At 32.0% G+C, this 19119-nt stretch carries 14 protein-coding genes and 1 tRNA gene; 5 read left to right on the top strand and 10 right to left on the bottom strand.

Features of this window, described 5'->3' with window-relative positions; genetic code table 11:
• Positions 1-20: 20 nt before the first annotated feature.
• The 5 genes from galK to AC23MC_RS00565 form a co-directional block, all read right to left on the bottom strand.
• A complete protein-coding gene (gene galK / locus AC23MC_RS00585; RefSeq protein WP_487566489.1) occupies positions 21-1202 on the bottom strand; it encodes a galactokinase in 1182 nt (393 codons plus the stop codon).
• Between the two features lies 1 nt (position 1203).
• Complete coding sequence (locus AC23MC_RS00580) at positions 1204-3534, bottom strand: glycoside hydrolase family 2 protein (protein ID WP_487566490.1); 2331 nt, start codon at positions 3532-3534, stop codon at positions 1204-1206.
• Between the two features lie 442 nt (positions 3535-3976).
• Positions 3977-4984, bottom strand: coding sequence for a glycoside hydrolase family 53 protein (locus AC23MC_RS00575; RefSeq protein ID WP_487566491.1), 1008 nt, complete (start codon positions 4982-4984; stop codon positions 3977-3979).
• Between the two features lie 2 nt (positions 4985-4986).
• A complete protein-coding gene (locus AC23MC_RS00570) occupies positions 4987-6069 on the bottom strand; it encodes a glycoside hydrolase family 53 protein (RefSeq protein ID WP_487566492.1) in 1083 nt (360 codons plus the stop codon).
• Between the two features lie 10 nt (positions 6070-6079).
• Positions 6080-7135, bottom strand: a complete 1056-nt coding sequence (locus AC23MC_RS00565; RefSeq protein WP_487566493.1) for an aldose epimerase family protein — start codon at positions 7133-7135, stop codon at positions 6080-6082.
• Between the two features lie 103 nt (positions 7136-7238).
• Here AC23MC_RS00565 and AC23MC_RS00560 point away from each other — a divergent pair, with 103 nt between their 5' ends.
• The 5 genes from AC23MC_RS00560 (at position 7239) to AC23MC_RS00540 (ending at position 12895) form a co-directional block, all read left to right on the top strand.
• The gene (locus AC23MC_RS00560; RefSeq protein ID WP_487566494.1) at positions 7239-8237 is read left to right on the top strand and encodes a GntR family transcriptional regulator; all 999 of its coding nucleotides are present in this window, start codon (positions 7239-7241) and stop codon (positions 8235-8237) included.
• A 389-nt stretch (positions 8238-8626) separates the two neighbouring features.
• Positions 8627-10300, top strand: a complete 1674-nt coding sequence (locus tag AC23MC_RS00555) for a sensor histidine kinase (RefSeq protein ID WP_487566495.1) — start codon at positions 8627-8629, stop codon at positions 10298-10300.
• Positions 10301-10321: 21 nt separating this feature from the next.
• The gene (locus AC23MC_RS00550) at positions 10322-10969 is read left to right on the top strand and encodes a response regulator transcription factor (RefSeq protein WP_487566496.1); all 648 of its coding nucleotides are present in this window, start codon (positions 10322-10324) and stop codon (positions 10967-10969) included.
• Between the two features lie 451 nt (positions 10970-11420).
• Positions 11421-11493 (top strand) — tRNA-Met (locus tag AC23MC_RS00545).
• Positions 11494-11545: 52 nt separating this feature from the next.
• On the top strand, positions 11546-12895 hold the full coding sequence (locus tag AC23MC_RS00540; RefSeq protein WP_487566497.1) for a tyrosine-type recombinase/integrase: 1350 nt from the start codon (positions 11546-11548) through the stop codon (positions 12893-12895).
• A gap of 29 nt (positions 12896-12924) precedes the next feature.
• Here the strand turns inward: AC23MC_RS00540 and AC23MC_RS00535 are convergent, their stop codons facing one another.
• Genes AC23MC_RS00535 through AC23MC_RS00515 form a run of 5 tightly spaced genes read right to left on the bottom strand, consistent with a single transcriptional unit; the run spans position 12925 to position 19113 of the window.
• The gene (locus tag AC23MC_RS00535) at positions 12925-14175 is read right to left on the bottom strand and encodes a DUF4407 domain-containing protein (RefSeq protein WP_487566498.1); all 1251 of its coding nucleotides are present in this window, start codon (positions 14173-14175) and stop codon (positions 12925-12927) included.
• Between the two features lies 1 nt (position 14176).
• Positions 14177-16198, bottom strand: coding sequence for a protein kinase family protein (locus AC23MC_RS00530; RefSeq protein ID WP_487566499.1), 2022 nt, complete (start codon positions 16196-16198; stop codon positions 14177-14179).
• Positions 16195-16971: a hypothetical protein gene (locus tag AC23MC_RS00525; RefSeq protein WP_487566500.1), complete on the bottom strand. Its 777-nt coding sequence runs from the start codon at positions 16969-16971 to the stop codon at positions 16195-16197. The genes AC23MC_RS00530 and AC23MC_RS00525 overlap by 4 nt, the downstream gene beginning before the upstream one ends.
• A complete protein-coding gene (locus AC23MC_RS00520) occupies positions 16971-17732 on the bottom strand; it encodes a vWA domain-containing protein (RefSeq protein ID WP_487566501.1) in 762 nt (253 codons plus the stop codon). Before AC23MC_RS00520 ends, AC23MC_RS00525 begins: the two co-directional genes overlap by 1 nt.
• Positions 17725-19113, bottom strand: coding sequence for a phospholipase D-like domain-containing protein (locus AC23MC_RS00515; RefSeq protein ID WP_487566502.1), 1389 nt, complete (start codon positions 19111-19113; stop codon positions 17725-17727). Before AC23MC_RS00515 ends, AC23MC_RS00520 begins: the two co-directional genes overlap by 8 nt.
• Positions 19114-19119: the final 6 nt, after the last annotated feature.

Genomic DNA, 19119 nt, shown 5'->3' with positions numbered 1-19119 from the left:
AAATTATTGTCGATGATCTTTTATTTATTTATTTTCGTTTTAACTTTAGAAGTTCCTTTAGCGATTTTTACTTTGTAATGATTCAATCTAATGCCGAATTTTTGTAAATAAGCTTCTGAAATTTTTTCAAAGAGCGTTTCTTCGCTTCCTTTTTCAACTAAGTTGATTGAGCAACCGCCAAAACCGCCTCCCATCATTCGTGAACCGATGACTTGCTTTTCGTTTCTAACAAAATCAACTAAAAAATCAACTTCTTCGCAGCTTACTTCGTATTCTTTTGATAAACCTTCGTGGGTTTCAAACATTAATTTGCCCAGTTCTTCAAAATTATTTCTGTCTAAGGCATACACCGCTTCATTCACCCTTCGGATTTCATTTATCACAAAATGGCATCGGTTATAAATCGTTTCGCCTAATTCTTCTTTCAATTCATTCAATTGAGCTTTTGTGCAATCTCTGAATGTATTTACGTATGTGAATCGATTCTTTATAATCGCTAACCCTTTTTCTACTTCTTCTCTTCGGGTGTTGTAGCCGGAGGTAAGGTGCGTGTGCTTTACGTTACTGTCGATTAAAAGTAAGGAATATTTTTTAAAATCTGCCGAATGGTATTCATGTTCCAACGAAGTGCAATCTAATTTGATTACTTTGTTTTTTTTGCCAAACACACTGGCAAATTGATCCATAATGCCGCATTTTACACCCACAAAAGTATGTTCAGATTTTTGACCCATCAGAGCAATTTCTTCTCTAGATAAGCCTAATTTGAATAGTTTGTTCAAGGCATAGCCAAATCCGCATTCTAATGCTGCCGACGATGAAAGTCCTGCTCCCATTGGAATAGTACTGCTAAACACAATGTTAATTCCTTTTAATGAAAAGTTGCGTTCTTTGAGTTGATGTAAAACCCCTAACATGTAGTTGACCCACATTTTGTTTACGGGTTTTAGGTCGTCTTTCCAGTTGAATTGATAGGATTCGTTTAAGTCTTTTGCTACCAACGTACATTCATCTGTTTTAGAAACTGAAACTGCAAAGCAAATGTATTTGTTGATGGCAGCCGGTAATACAAAACCATCATTATAATCAACGTGTTCACCGATAATATTGATTCTTCCCGGAGAAAGAAAAACTGCTTCCGGTTCGTGTTGGAAAATTGTTTTAAAATGTTCCGTCGTAGCGGAAATTAATTTCTTCTTCATCTTATTTCAGTTCAAGCGTAGCTTCTTTCAGGTTTGCTGATTTGGCTATTATTTTTATTGATTTTTTAAAGTTTTTAGTACGAAGTAAAATCGTAGCAATACCCGCTTCTGCAGCAATTGGATTTTGTCCGATTAACTCGGCATTTTCTCCTTCAATTGAAAATTCTACTGAATTAGTTGCATCCGAAACAATGGTTCCGTTTGCATCCATAATTGAAGCATAAATAAATACAACATCAGGAAATTCCGGATTGATTTTTACATTTGATTCATCAAAAGTCAACTGAATTGAACTTGCTTCTTCAGCTGATTTCACAACATGTTCCGATACTTTTTTACCATCTAAAAATCCTTCTGCTCTTAGTGTTCCTTTTTGAAAGGATGGAATTTTAAACACAAAAGGAGGATGAGGTAATTCTTCTGAAAATTCAGTTAATGATGGTTTTTGTTTTCCAACTAATTCATTATTTAAATACAACGCCACTTCATCGCAATTACTATAAACGGTTACATCCAAACTTGATTTTTCATTCCAATAATTAGCAATGTAAACCATTGGACCGGAAACTAAATCATCATTTAATTTTATTGATGGTGAACGTTGACTTTGATAGAAATAATGAGCAAATTTTGGTATTCTGAAAATATCGCTAATTCCCGAGCTTTCAATATCATCGGCATAACCACGGTTATAATCAAACATTAGCCAATTGGCTTGACCAATCGTGTGTTTTCCTTTTAAATTTGAATTGAAGGCTTCCTGATAATTGAAGGCTTGTTGCAACAACCGTTTTTCGCCAAAACCACGCAATTGACGGCTCGTGCGTTCGTCTTCTTTTAAATTTGAATAGGCAGTTTGGTTGAAGCCTGCATTTTGAGCATAATATTCCCAATCACCATATTCGGCAATAAATATTTTGCGGTTTCCTTTTTCATAATTATTCCAATAGTCGGGTGCTTTCCCGTGTTGGCGGGCCGGAATGTAAATGTCATAATTCGGATTGTCTATCCAACCAGCTGTGTAAACATGAGCATAAGGCAATTCCGCTTTTAAAATTTCATTGGCTTTTTTCATGTACGGTTCTTTGATGTCACTTTCGTTCAGCGAAACTTCCCAAAAAATAATGCTTGGATGATTTCTATCTCTTCTTGAAAAATCACGGATTTCCTGATAGGAGTTTTCAATGAATTTTTCATCCCCAACAAATTGCCAACCGGAGATGCAATTCATTACTAACAGTCCCACTTCGTCACATGCATTCAAGAACGCTTCTGTTTGTGGATAATGCGACAACCGAACAAAATCGAAACCGGCATTTTTGATTTTAACGGCATCGCGGTAATTGGCTTCGTCCGAAAGTGCATACCCGATGTATGGGTATTCCTGGTGGCGATTGGTTCCGTTGATGAATAATTTTTTATCATTCAAATAGAAACCATCGGCTTTTAGTTCTGCTTTGCGAATGCCGGTTTTAATGGTTTGGCTGTCTACAGTACTGTTTTCGGAAATCAAATTGACTTCTACTTCATACAAATCAGGATTTTCAATTCCCCATAACGATGGATTTGAAATTTCAATGTTTTGGATGATCGATTGATCGGATTTGGAAGCAATCATCACTTCTTTGGATGTAAATTCTGTTTTTTTATTTTTAGACGAAAAGGCAATTCCTAACTTAATTTTTTTAGGTTCATCGGTTTCATTTTTTACATGTACTTTGATGATTCCGCTCGCTTTTTCTTTGGATATTTTATCAAAATGAACCAGAATTCCACCACCATTCGTTTGATTGGCATGCACCGCATCGGTGATGTAAACCGAATTTGTTTTTAGTAAATAGACATTCCGGTAGATTCCGCCATAATAATTGAAATCTAATGTTTTTAAGGTTTTTCCGGGTGGGATTTGCGGATTGTCTTCGTTGTTAACTTTGATAATTATTGTGTTGTTTTTTTCTTGAACAAAATCGGTTGCATCCACTGTAAACGGTAAGTAGCCGCCTTGGTGATGGGTTACGAATTTTCCGTTTATCCACACCCAGGCTTCGTGCATGACACCTTCGAAATAGAGGAATACTTTTTCGTTTTCTGTTTTTTCTACATCAAATTTCTTTTGATACCAACAATCGCCTTGCCATTGGTTGTTGACTACTAAAGGTTCAATTTGTGCGGTGTGTGGAATGGATACTTTTTCCCAATTTAATGAAGTGGAATCTTTTGTAAATGTCCAATCGGAACCAAAGTTGGTTTTTGTGCGATTGGAATTGATTACTTCTTTGCCACAGGAAAAAAGGAAAAGGGAACTTAGAAATAATAGTAGGTGTTTTTTCATTTTACTGAATGATGATAATTTATTTTGAATAATAATTTTTAAGTCGTTTCACTCCTTTGTTTTTTTACTACTGATCTTACTGATTAAGCCGATTGGTAGGGATTAACACTTTAGTTTTTTTATTTTTTACCATATAAGTAATATAAGCAATATAAGTTTTAAGTGGTTTCACTCCTTGGTTTTTTTCCACGGATCTTACTGATTAAACGGATTGGAAGGTGTGAATACTTTTGCTTTTTTATTTTTTTACCATATAAGTAATATAAGCAATATAAGTTTTAAGTGGTTTCACTCCTTGGTTTTTTTGCCACGGATCTTACTGATTAAACGGATTGGTGCTGATTTATTTTTTTATTTTTGAACATATAAGTAATTTGAGTTTTAGGTCGTTTCACTCCTTGTTTTTTTTTCGCCACGGATTTTACTGATTAAACGGATTTTATTAGTCTTTGAACGCATCTAAAGCGGGTGAAGGTTTTCCGTCGGGAAGCCAAGCACTTAAGTTGTATTTACTCCAGCTTCTTGCTCCTTGTGGTTCCCAGTATAAAACGCCTAACCCTTTATTGTTTGGTACATTTTTTACGGCTTTGATGGTTGCTTCTAATAAGGCTTTTGTGTTTTCGATTTTATCATCTTCGCCACCTACTTCAACTACCATCACTTCTTTGTTGTATCGTTTTACTAAATCGTTGAGGTTGAACTCTAAATTAGCTATCGTTTCAGTGTAGTCTTTTTTAACCCAAAAAGGGTAGTAGGAAAGACCAATTACATCATAACGAACTTTTTGTGCAGTGGCATTGTCATAAAATTTTCTATACTTTTCGATGTTGTCGCCTTCATCTAAATGCACAATTACTTTGATGGATTTGTCAACCGCTTTCACAGCATCGTATCCTTTGTTTAATAATTTGCCTAATTGAACCCAATTGTCGGTGCTTCCATCCGGCCATAGCATTCCGCCCGGAATTTCGTTGCCAACTTGCACCCATTCTGTTTTTACTTTTGCTTTTTTTAATGCGGTCATTACCTCAAATGTATGATTGTAAACGGCATCAGCTAATTTGTCAAACGGAAGGTCTTTCCATGCGGCAGGTTTGTTTTGTTTGCCGGGATCTGCCCATGAATCGGAATAATGAAAATTGATCATAATTCGGAAACCCATTTTTTGTGCTCGTAAAGCAAAAGCAACGGTTTCTTCTTTACTGCAATGACCACTTTGCGGATCATCGGAAGGATTTACAAAAACGCGTAGACGAACCGTGTTCATTCCTCTGTCTTTTAATAATTGCAACGCATCTTTTTTAGTGCCATCCGTATCATAAAATTGATAACCGGTTGCTTCCATTTGGGGTAGCCATGTTACATCGGCACCTTTTGCAAATTCCTGAGCGTTACTTTTTGGTGTTGATAAAAGAGCAACGAATACGATTGTTAAAATTACATTTCTCATACTTAATCTTGGTTAAATACGGCGATTGCCGGTAGTACTTTATTGTCAAAATCCCATAAGGCTTGGTTTTCCCATGGTGAGCCGTTGGGCGATTCATCACCTCTAAAAGCGACCCATTCTCCGCCCCAATAGGCAAATCCGATTCCGCTCTCGGTTTGTTTAATTATATTTTTAACGGCTAACAAATAATTTTTTTGACCTTCCGGAGTGGCAGGATAGGCGGGGATGATTTGATCCTCTAATCCTACTACATTATTGGTCCAATCGTTCCAACCCAAAGTAAACGGATAGGAAGTTTCGGCAACAATTACTTTTTTATTGTGCGTTTGTCCTAAAGAATTAATTGTTGATTCTAATTCAGAAAGATTTTTTCCGTGCCAAATCGGGTAGTAGGAAACTCCGATGTAGTCATAATTAATCGGACTCATTTTGTTGAAAAACCATGTTGCTCCTGCACCGATTCCGGCATAATGCAGCATGATTTTTGTGGTTTGTGATTTTGCTCTTACGGCCGTTGTTGCTGCTGAAAGTAATTCTAAGCACTGACTTTCGTTATTGATGAGATGACCGGATGGCCACATGAACCCACTATTGATTTCGTTTCCGATTTGAATGATATCGGGTTGAATTTCGGTCATGATGGTTTCGGTATAGCTGACTACTTCATTTTTTAGGTCAGTGAAAGATAGACTTTCCCATTCGGCAGGTGTGCTTTGTTGTCCGGGATCTGCCCACGTATCGGAATAATGCACGGTTAACCATACTTTCATTCCGTTTTGTTTTACTCGCTGAGCAAACGCTTTTACCTGATTAAAACTGGATTGATTGTCGATTGGGTTTTTCCAAAGACGAATTCTTATCGTGTTACAACCTGCATTTTTTAACGTAGTTAATGCATTTTCTGCCTGGTTTGAACTGTTGAAATACGTTGTGTTTTCGCTTTCAATTAATGGTAAAAAAGACATGTCTGATGCTCTGATGAAATTGTCTTCCGGAATAACGGGTTCGTTTTCAGGGGTTTTGTCGTCATCTGAACAATTTATTAGTAAAAAAAGTATTGGAATGAGTAGCAGCAATTTTTTCATGTTTATTTATTTAGCAATTTTCGAAAGCAAAAATGGTTTGGTGGTAATATTGATCTCCTTTTTTTAAAGCAATAGAAGGAAAATGTGCATGATTGGGGGAATCAGGATAGTGTTGTGTTTCAAAGCAAATGCCACTTATCGGATGATAATCGGTGTCTTCTTTTCCTTTAATTTGTCCGAAACAATTTCCACCTACATAAATATGCACACTAGGTTGGTTGGTGAAAATACTCATTTTCAATTGATTTTGCTTGCTGTATAATGAAGCGGCAATTCTGTTTTTTTCATTCAGAACAAACGTATTGTCAATGGATAGTGGGCATTTTTTTTCTTCTGTAAAGTCAAAAGGACAATTGGCTACATTTAAAACTAATCCGGTTGGAATGTTTTCTTCGTCTGTTTCCAGCATTTTTGCAGAATTAACAAACAATGTTTGGTTACTTACGTTATGCTTATGCCCTTCTAAATTGAAATAACTGTGTTGGGTAAGGTTCACAATAGTGTCATCTGTACTGAATGCATTGTATTCTACAATTACTTGGTTAGATTCTGTGAGCATATAGGTTACTTCAACCACCAAAACTCCGGGAAAATTTTCTTCGCCATTTTGGCTTGCATATTCAAACGTAATGGAAGGGAAATCGCCATTAGTGCGTTTTTTCATCTTCCATATTTTTTGTCCGAAACCTTCTTTTCCTCCGTGTAATTGGTGTTGATAATGGTTTTTGGTGAGGAAAATTTCTTTTTCATTTAATTTAAACGAACCTTTGTTGATTCTGCCTGCCACTCTTCCCACAACACAGCCAAAGTAGGGTGCACTTGGTAATTGATAGGAATTGATATAGTCTTCAACATTATCAAATCCTAAAACAACATCTATTTTATTTTGGTTTATTGTTGGCACTTTCAAGGAGGTTACGGTTGCTCCATAGTCCATTACAGCCAATTCCATCCCGTTTTTATTCGTTAACGTATAGCAAAAGACTTCTCTACCATCTGCCATCATTCCGAATGATTTCGTTTTTTCAGGGTAGTCTAATTGAGAAAAATGTTTTTTTTCTATCATTTTTTTATAGATATATCAACAAAAGTAGGAGATTTATTTTCTATTACATACCAGTACCTACCAGTTTTTGATTATCTTGCCACCAGTTTTTAAAATGATATTTATGAAATTGATTGTTGTTGATACTCAGTCAGGAATTCCGAAGTATAAGCAGATTATTCAGTCTATTGAAATCGCTATTGCCGAAAACCGATTGCAAAAAGGTGACAAACTTCCGTCTGTAAATAAAGTGAGTTTGGAGTTTTCAATTTCGAGGGATACTGTTTTGTTGGCGTATGATGAGTTGAAAAAACGCGGCATTGTTTTTGCAATTTTGGGCAAAGGTTATTATGTAAAAAGCGTTGAGTTTAGTTTTGAGCAGCGTTATTTTGTTTTGTTTGATGAGTTAAATGCCTTTAAGGAAGATTTGTATACTTCTTTTTTGGAAACTATTGATAACAAAGCACAAGTGGATATATATTTTCATCATTTTAATTTGATCATGTTTCGAAAGTTAATCAATGAAAGCAGTGGCAATTATTCAAAATACATTATTATGCCCACAAATTTGGCAGGTGCTGCAGCAGTAATTAAAACATTGCCCAAAAATGATGTTTATATTTTGGATCAAACCAATTCTGAACTAAGTGATTATCCTTCGGTGCATCAGAATTTTGTTAAGGATATGTATTCATTGTTGTTAGAAGGAAAGTCAAAACTTGATTTGTATCAACAGCTGGTTCTTATTTTCCCCGGGCAGAAAGAGCCACTTGGTATGGTGGAAGGATTTCTGAAATTTTGTTTGGATTATGGTTTTACGCATGAGGTTATTTCTACTTTTGACGCTCATTTTATGCAGAAAGGAACGGTTTTTGTAATCCCGAACGACAGGCAATTGGTTGAGGTAATTGATTATGCAAAGGCTCAAAATTTTCAATTAGGTATTGATTACGGCATTATTTCCTATAATGAAACACCATTAAAGAAAGTGGTTGAAAATGGCATTACCACTATTTCTACGGACTTTAAAAAGATGGGAAAATCGTTGGCAGAAATGGTGCTTTCGAATCAAAAATTTCAGCTTGAAAATGACTGTAAAATGATTATCAGAAAATCACTTTAAATAGTTATAAATTTCGTTCTTTTTATTTAAATTAAAACCTTGAAATTGAATAGTTTTATTATTATGACACCTAAATAGTCGATGAAATGTGTAGAATTAATTCTACATAACATTATTGATTTGTTCTACAAACCTTTGTAGTTTTATTGGTATTTTTACTTATTATTAAATTGTTTTTTAGCTCAATACTTAAAAATACTTATTAAAAATTAATTTGACAATTAAGTGTTTGATATGTAGCTGTTTGTGTTTTTTTTGCAAATTATTTTTTGGTTTAAGAAAGAAGCAATTGTATAAAATTTTAATTAAATTCAACCTTGAATACAACTTTTTTTGAAAGGATAGTTTCAAAGCTATCATCGTCTAAGCAACGAAAGACCACTCATCTTATGTTGATTGTGTCTATCATTTTGTTACAACTCATCGTTTTGTTGTTGTGGTATAATGAATCTGTAAACGAGGACAAATTAGCTCAATTTGATCAAGATATTCGTTATGCTGAACAATCAAACTCTTTGTTAGAAAACGCAAATTCAGATTTTAATGAAGCACAGATAAGTTTGCAAGATTACCTTCAGTTCAGGGATATCCAATCGTTGGAAAATTACTTTCAACTATTGGATAAAATGACCATGAAGTTGGACACTGTTCATTTGAAGAAGGAAGAAAATGAAAAACTAAAAAAGGCAGTAATAAAACAAGCCAATTTGCAGTATGCTGTAGAAAAATTAAAATTTTCTATTGATTCAATTTTTAAAACTCAAGACCTTTATTTAGTTGATTCTGACGGGATGCCATTGCAATTAAATAAAATAAATTATAAAGATATTTTAGATAGTGTAGAAGTAGAATCTCATTTAGAGGCAGACAGTTTGGCAAGAAAAGGATTGTTTACACGCATCATGAATGCCTTGTCAGGAAAGATAGAAATTCAGAAAGAAATTCTGAACCAAAAAGTTACCATGAAATATGGTAAAGTAGAAGAAACAGGTTCTATTGAAGAGCAATTGAAAAATGTTTTTGATAATTCAGATAAGCATTACCAACTTCAATTCAATACGATTAAAAAAAACTATGAAAACTTGCGAAAGCGAGATAGTATGTTGCTTGCTGCCAACAAAGACTTGTCTGAACAAAGCAAAGCAATTTTGGAGCAGCTTAAAAATTATTTTGTAAATTTAGGTTCAGAAAGCAAGCAAGGTTTTCAAGAACAATTGAAAACGAATCAAACTATTCGGTTTTATTCTATCGTAGGCATTGTTCTTATTATGTTGTTTTTTTCTGTTTTATTATTATTGTTAACCAAATTAGCTTTTGAAAATGAACGAAAATTAGTTGAAGCACAACAAACCATTCAACAAAATTTGACTTTTAAAAATAAAATTGTAGGTATGTTGAGTCATGAGATTCGCTCGCCTTTGAGTTTGATTTCTATATATAGCAAAAAAGTGAGCAAGCAAATTGACGACGCTGATACGAAAGAAGTGTTTAAAACGATTCAATTTACCACCAACTCGTTATTGGTTATGGTAAATCAGGTGTTGGATTTTTCTAAAAATGAAAATGCTCATTTAAAATTAAATAAGACCGAGTTTGATTTGTTTTCTGAATTGAACCAAATGACAGCTAATTTGAGTACCTTGGTTGAAAATAGTGGCAACACTTTGACCGTTGAATCGAACATTACCGAAGGTAGTTTGGTTGTTAGTGATGCTACCAAAATTCATCAATTGTTGTATAATATTGTGGGTAATGCCAATAAGTTTACCGACAAAGGAACTATACAATTGAAAATTGATTGCCAAAAGAAAACGGCTAAAAACTATCAGTTGGATTTTGAAGTAATTGATAACGGACGTGGAATTTCTGAATCGGATTTGAATGTAATTTTTGAAGGCTTTTATAAAGGAATCAATTCCACCAAAATTAATGATGTTGGAACCGGCTTAGGGCTCAATTTGTGTAAAGAGCTCGTTGCCTTGTTTGACGGTGATATACACATTGACAGTAAGCCTCGTCAAGGAACAAAAGTTGTTTTTACTATTATGGTAGAAAGTAAATAGCCCTACTTTAAACGAATATATATGAAATTTGATCAGCAAATAAGTTTTTTAGTAGCCGATGACCATACTGTTGTTCGGCAGGGGATGTCTATGATAATTAAAGAGTTGTATGAAAATGCTGTTGTTTTTCAGGTAGAGAATTTTGTTGCTATCTTAGAAGTTCTGCGAACTCGCCCTATTGATGTGTTGATTTTAGACATCAATTTTCCCGACGGAAATAGTATTAATGTTATACCCGAAGTAAAGAAAATTAATCCTGAAATCAAGATTTTGATATTTTCGGCATTTGATGAAACAGTTCATGCCCTTCGGTTTTTTAATGCCGGAGCCAATGGTTATTTGAATAAATTGAGTGAAGAAGATGAAATCAAGCATGCTATTTCAACATTGGTTTCGGAAGGAAAGTTTTTAAGCACCGTTACGAAAGAAAAGATTTTAAATTCTTATTTAGTAGGAAAAAAAGTGAATCCAATAGACCATTTGTCCGGGCGGGAAATTGAAATTGCTCGTTTGTTGGTAAAAGGATACGGTAATCTTGAGATTTCGAATGCTTTGGAGATTCAAAAAACTACAGTTAGTACGTATAAAAAACGGATTTTTGAAAAGCTACAAATTGATAATCTTGCGGCCTTGATCGAGGTGTTTACTTTTTTTAATGAACGAATCTAAGCTTTCTTTTTAGCTTATTTGTAGTATAAATTCTACTCAAGATTATACTAAGTACTACAGTTTATTTTCTTCGGATGTTATAAATTTGTCACATACAATAAGGGTTTAAAAATGATGCAAGTGATTTATTGTATACTTTAAAATTGGACAAAACCTTAACAATTTACTTTTTTTTGATAGCGTATTTTTTATTTGAGTTAACGTTGAAGAAATGAAATAGTAAATTTTTATGCACGAATTGTAATGTTTTCTATAAGTGTTGCAAGTATTTAGTTGAATTTGGAATACACCCTGCACGTTTCAGGGTGTTTTTCATTTATAGACCTTTGTGTTTATGGTTTAGAGGTCAGTAGTTTATCCGGATTTACAGCATATGTTTGATTGAAAATATAAAAATATCCTTAATATTCTTGCTTTTTAGAATAATCGTTGTATATTTGCACTCACAAATCGCGGGATAGAGCAGTAGGCAGCTCGTCGGGCTCATAACCCGAAGGTCACAGGTTCGAGTCCTGTTCCCGCTACTAGGTTAACTCCTTTAAATCAAACGGATTGTATACACAATCCGTTTTTTTTATGTCTTCTATTTTAGTACTTTTACAAAACGTACACGAAACAGTACACGTTTTTAACATGAAACTGAATTATACTGAGCCTAAAATTTTCACTGGTGGAGTCGATATTTCTAAGTGGAATAAACTCTCCAAAGAAGAGCAAAAAGCTGCTTTGGAAAAAGATTGGTACATCTATTATTCTTTTCGTCATCCTCAAACCGGAAAACTGGTTCGCATGCCAAACATCAAAGGCGGAATCAATCGAATCAAAAATAAAGCCCAACGCATGAAGTTTTTACTGAAGTACCAACGTGCTTTAGTAGCACTTTTGGAACAAGGCTATGATCCATTCAAAGCGAAACATGAACAACCCTCTGAATTTATCACACAAGAAGAACGTGAACCTATCATCGACAGAATAGTTCTACCTATCGAACCGCAGAAAGTTGAGCACAATAAAAAAGAGAAGGAAATTATTGATCATCCTATTAAGGAATCACTAGCTTTAGTTCTAAAGATTAAAGAAAGTGTTTTGAGTAAAACGTCGCTTCCAAATTTTAAAAGCAATGTCAAAAAGTTTGAGAAGTGGCTCAATGAAAATGGCTTTGAAGGAAGATCGATTCAGGAAGTGACTAAAAAAACTGTGATTGACTACTTAAACGAAATCTTGGAAAATACCAGTGCCCGAACTCGGAACAATGCTAGAATTGACCTTAGTTCAATATTTCAAACCTTGGAAGACAATGAAATTGTCAAAGAAAATTTTGTTGGAAAAATCAACGTCTTGAAATCGACCCCGGAGCGAAACAAAACCTATTCCGATACACTCCAGAGTGATATTTTCACATACATGGAAGAAAACGACCCGCATTTGCTTTTATACGTTAAGTTTATATGTTATTCCTTTTTGCGTCCGATAGAAGTGGGTAGGTTAAAAGTGGGTGATATTGATTTGGTGAGTAGAACCATCACTTTTAAAGCCAAAAATAGTCCGGTGAAAACTAAAATCATTCCTGAAATTCTTTTCAAGGAATTACCCGATTTAAGCAAGATGGATAAAAACTTAGATTTATTCACACCCGATTCAATAGGAGGAGTATGGGAAACTGAAGAAACCAATAAACGAGATTATTTCTCAAAACGTTTTAAGAAAATTAAAAAGCATTTTGATTTGGGTAGTAATTATGGATTATATAGTTTCCGTCACACGTTTATTACCAGACTGTATAATGATTTCATAAAGAACATGACAGAAAATGAAGCTAAAAGTAAACTTATGCTCATTAGCGGTCACAAAACAATGGATGCGTTAGATAAATATTTACGGGATATCGATGCGATGTTGCCGGATGATTATTCGGGGAGTTTGTAAACTAATTTTATAACTAAATTAGGATCAAGTTAGCTAGTTTTGTTATCAGTAATTATGTCTAATTTATTGTTTATGATTTTTGTTTTTTGTTCTTCTTTCCATTTTTCAATTGCAGCCAAAGCTATTTCTTGTTGTGCTTTTGCAATTGATTCCATTATTTCTTTATTAGATTGTAATTCTACATTCAATTTTTGTTCAAATTTTTCAGTATGGATTTTAACAGCAACGTTAATTTCTTGATTGATATTTGACTGCAACTGTAGTTGTTGGACTTTAATTTCATGTTTTTTTCTATCAACAATATCGTCGTATGGACCTCTTTCTGTCATCATTTTAAATAAAATGGGAGCAATTTCTATGAATATAAATAGAATTGTAATCAACCACTTTGAAAGCAACAAAGTTGTGCTTACACTCGTTAAATCTGATAATGCTTTTAATCTAGCCAGTAGACCATCATTTTGTTCTTGAACTGTTTTTTGATTTTCAATTTCAGTTCCAATTTGATTTTCTCTACTAGAAATTTCTTTATCAATACTTTCAATTTTATTATAGGCTATTTCATTCAACTTTGAATAGTCAGCTTTAATCGTAGTATATTCATTTTGAGCATTATCTGCAACTTGTTTTAAATCTTCATAATACCCTCCCTTTCCTTTTTTACCACTAAATTTACCTAGATTCCATTCATCATTTTTATCTTTATTTGCATTTTCCCAAAATATCTTTTTTGATTCTATTATTTGATTTCTATTATTAATATCTCTTTCTATTTGCTTCCTTTCTGATTTTAGAGATAATAATCTTGGGTCAGTTTCTGCTGAGTTTATGATTTTTTGAGTAACTATAGAAATATCGGTGTTAATTTTTGCATTTATTTCTTTTTCAAATAATTTTAATTCTAGTGGTGTTGCAATTACAAATCCTAAAATAATTGCCATAACTAATCTAGGAGCTGCTTCAATCAATTCTTGCTTTGAAATTGTTTTTTTACCATCTCCAACTCCAAATGAAGCAACTATATATCTGTCAAGATTAAAGATTAAAGTACCCCAAAACAATCCAAAAGGAACTGATAAATAAGTACTTTTAAAAGCGGTAAAAAATGCATATCCTCCTGCGAAGCTTGCCATTAAAGCTGTGAATATTATAGTTCCACCAATTCCAAAATATTTACTTTTTTCAGTTGGGACCATTTTTAAAACCTCTAAATCAGCTCCTGAAGACCATAGAAATAGTGTTTCGATTTTTTTTGCTAAGTATTTTAATGATTTTTTCATTTTATTTTAGAATTTTATTAAATAACTTTTCAAATAAATTATTTGTTTTTGAATTAATTTCGTCAGCACTTTCAAGTAGTATAATTTTCTCTATTTCTTTGAAATCTGGAATAACTTGGTTTATCGTTATTTCACTATTAAATTTAATGCCTGATAGATTTGTTATATTGCTTGGTATTGAGAATGCTTGACTTTCAAACTCAGTACTTTGATTAAAAATGGGAGTAGGTATTAATAAACTCTTAATTAAAGGCATTGGAAAAGGCTGAGCTTCAATTGTTTTTTCAGTATTTCCAAAATTACCTAAAGCTGTTAGTGTAAATTCTGTTTTGTCTACAATACCAATAGAAGATTGTCCATTTATTTCAACATCTCCTATTTTTGGAGATATTTTTACTTCAGTAGTATTTATTGTTTTCCAAAATAAATCAATATTGTCAATTCCTTTTTCAATATTAATCTCGTATTTAAACTCTGCTATTTCTGGACTACATACCTTAATTTCTATTTCAGCATTAACTTCTTCATCAAAATTTCCTATTGCAGTTAATATGATTTTTTTGTTTTCTTTAGGATCAATTTCCTGAGTGCCAGAAGCTTCTAAAACATCTATTACTTCATTAATTCTGACTTTTTTCGTATGACTTGTATCCCAAGAAAGTGTTACAGGAGTTAGATCAATTCTCTCTAAAATATCTGATTTAAAAAATTTTATTGTAGGTTGAATTTTATTTGCTTGGATATTTATTTCATTGCTAAACTCTCCGAATTCATTTACTATTTTTAATTCTACATTCGTGGTATCCTTAAAGCTCAATTTATGATTTAATCCATTTACTAATATATCATTTATATAGGTTTTATTTCCTTTTGATTGCTTCCAACTAAAAGTAACTTCATCATCTGATGAATTAATGGTTTTCTTATCAGCTTTAAAATCTAGAATATTTGGTAACAATTCTAGACTTTCACCAATTTCAAATAAAATATCATACCATTCCGACACTTTGATTCTTTTATTAGGGTTTTTGAATCCTGAATTAAAAACTTTATCAAAGGCATTAATTAGTTTTTCAAAACCATTTTCTTTTAAGAAATTATAAAACTGAAGTATTACTTTATAGGCATCTAAATTTGATGTGTTAAATATATTCTCATCTATTACAATTTCTGGCCAACTGTATTTTTTCAAATACATATTCTTAGTTTTATCCTCAGCATCTACCAAAAAGAAATAAGGACTTACACCAAAAATCAGTTCAAAAACTGCATTAGCTATAACCCAATTTTCTTCATCTATTCTTTCTGCTGTACTTAAATTATCGGAGTCTATTTCTTTAGCTAAAACTTTTCTGAAAGTGCTACCTAACCATTGACCAATTTTACCTACTGTAGTAGGTTTTTTTTGCGAATCAATGTGATATCCACTATCGTAATCAATCAGAGTAATTTTTGCTTTATTTTCATTAATCCAAATGGAATTTTCACTAATATCTGAATGTAAAAAGTTTAATTCGTTTAAAAACTTTATGGTTTTTACTAATTGAAAAGCATAATATATTCTTTCAGATATTTCAGTTTGCATGTATTTTGACTTATCAAAATTATCAGCACCAAAATCCTGGTAGTTGTTTTCATTAAGATTGTGAATTAAAAATGCGATAATTTCCTTATCACCAATTTCATCATAAGCTTTACATGCTAAAAAAGGGAGACCTAATAATTCCGGATAATGATTGATAACAACACCTTCTTCATTGATTTGTGCTTTTTTGATTTTGGTGTGTAATATGGAAATCGTTTCAAAAGCATGGTCATTAACTTCAGAATTTGAAATTATTTTTAAAACATATTTACTTGTCTGAATACCATTAATGCTTTCAACTTTAAAGACATCACCAAAACCACCACTGCCTATTTCGGTTTCAAAATAATTAATATTTTGGATTGGAAGTAAATCACTCTCACTACCAACTAAATTAATACATGAAATATCGGTTAAATTTATTATTGACTTTATCATTTTCTATAGTATTTTAAGACTTCATCAGTAATAATAATTCCTAATGAGGCATCATCCTCTAATAAATTTAAGTCGTTCAAGTCTGTTAAAATTTCTTCATTAAAAGTTATTAATTTGTCTTGAAAGTCTGAATTATTAATATTCTCCATCAAAAAAACATGTAATTTTTCTAAAATAATTTGAATGGAAGAAGATTCATGTCTCCAAAATCTCCCTTCATTATCTTTAATAATTACATTTTCTTCCAAAGAATTTATACCATCAGTAAAAAAAAGGAGAATATCTCCATTTGAATTATTTAAGGATATTGTAATTTCACTTACAATTCTTTCTTCTTTTCCACTTTCTTTTGATAAATGTCTTGTTAAAGCACCTGAGTCGTTTATGTGTGGATTTATTAAATGATTGTATTTGTAAGGTAATAAACCTTGGTTAGATTGATTAAAATCTCCATTCAATTTGATACAACCACCATTCCCTAAATATTGAATCTTAACTTTATTATTTTTTTCAATTCCAGCAAAAATAACCGTAGTTCCTCCATTTTCGATTTTATCTTTTAATGCAATTATCTCAGAATCTTTAATTAATTTATCAATGTCCTCATACCTTTTTTCAATCATCACATCAGCAACTTTTGTAGATACAATTTGAGATTGAGAAAATTCCCCAATTCCATCACATAATATTAAAGCTTTATAATCTTCATCATTAATAAAGTTTGTACTATCTTGCTTTAGCTTAATATTTATATGTCTAGCTGATAAATACATTAGTCAATTTTTGAAACGGTTGATATACTTTTGATCATGTGATTTCTAATTTCTGTTGGATCTACTTTGCTATGGAAAAAATGAAGACCATTTGAATCTATACTCGATAAAGATTTGATATTGTTTTGAAAATCTTTTAAACGATTTTCACTTAATGTATTTTTCCAATTCATATCTTCTAAAAGATAACTTGCAATAGTTACTTTGTTATTTTGTTTTAAATTTTTGCAAATTTCCAGTGCTTCAAATTGGTCGTCTAAAGCACCATCACTTAAAATAATTACTAATGCTTGAGAATTTGAACTATTATTTATAAAATAACTATTTATTCTATCATCAGCAATTTCTAAACTTTCAACAATTTCAGTTTTATAATTACCCACATGGCTACATGGATTGAAATCAAAATTATTTGTGTTTATATCAGTTACTTTTTTATTTTTTATAAATTCGTTAGATTCTTGCGAGAATGCAATCATACTAATATCAAAACAATTTTTATTTTTACTCGCTTGCAATCTTTCAATAATCGGAACGATTTGCTCATGTATTTCTTCTCCTTTAGTTTTTCCAGAAATTCCTTCCCATGTCATAGATTCTGAAGCATCAAGGATAAAAACGACTAATTGATGAAATAGTCTTGGCAGTTCAATATTTGAAAGTGCTGAACTTAATGCCGCATTATTAAACTTAGATAGGTCTAGTTTATTAGTTTTTTTTGTAGATAATGAACTATCTACCTTTTGAACTTCTTTACTCATGCTTTACAAATTCTTTGGTTAAATTTTCGTATTGGTTCTCTAATTGCTCTTTTTGATTTTTAAAATAATCATCCCAATCTTTAACACTCTTAATTGTTATAAATTCTTCTGATAAGTGTATTGTTCTTAAATCAAAAACTAAATGATCATATTTTACTTGAAGTGATGCTAATTTTGCATTTAGAATTTCTAATTCATTCTCTTTAAGTAAATCATTAATTGGTTTGCCTAGTTTTAAATCTGCTACAATTTGTTTTACTTGTTTAATGTCTTTTAACTTATATGCTTTTGTTAATTGGTCAAAAATTTCGGCAGCTTTGTTTTTGTCTTCTATTACGCAGGCAGGTGAATCGGGATGGCATAATTTAGAACCTTCACGATACATTTCTTTTAAACTTTGAGTGTCTTCTTGGTTTAAATCAGGTATTTCAATTTTTAATTCTTCTTGATATTCCTGATTGTTTCGTTGGAACTCTTCGTCCAATTTATGATATGTATCATCTTCAATTCCATGCTTGTGTAATTTCTCATATATTTTTTTCTTTAATGCTAATATTTTTCCAATGATTGGATTTAATTCAATAATATATCTGTGATTGAATTGCTCTATTAAAGCTTCCGTTTCTACTTTTTGAATGGTTAAAACTTCTATTTGAATTGCAATAAGATTAATTTGAGCTTTTATTCTTTCAATTTCTATACCCGTAACATCTATAATTTGAGTATTTAATTTTTTAAATTTATCCATTTCTAAAATTGCAGTTTCATATTCCTCATTTATAAGAAATTGAATTATTTCTTTTAGGACATCAATGTTTTTTAATTGTTGAATATAAGGTCTTATGTTTTGTTTTTCCCCAATTGCAACAAATGCTTTTATTAAATCAAATACTTTAAATGCTTTAGCTAAATCTAATTCATTTTGCATTGCTTGAATTTTACCTGACAGCAATTTTAGTCTTTCAAATTCATCCACGAAATCATTAGCTCTTTGCGAATGTCCTTCTACAATTGTAACTTCTTCATTATTTTGTGTAAATGCCTTATTTGACCAATTTGCCGATCCACTAATAACTACATCATAATCAATGACACAAAACTTCATGTGCATTAACTTTTCGTCATTCCCTATATATGCAAAAAAGCCTCCTTTTTGTTCGATTAATTTATAGTTATTAAAAGAGTTATGATTAAATTCATGATTGGTGATAACAACTTCTACTTGAACGCCATTATCCAATAATTCTATTAACTTATCAAACAAAGGACGGTCAGTAAACCAAGCCACAGCAACACAAACATGTGCTTTTGCATTGTCAAGATGATTTAAGATGATTTTCTTAACTTTTTTGTCTTTAGTGAAATGAGTTTGAATGTTCATGATTTA

The organism is Flavobacterium sp. T50_26, from assembly GCF_057652995.1.
The sequence above is the reverse complement of the archived record's forward strand: the minus strand, read 5'-3'. Positions and strand labels throughout refer to the sequence as shown.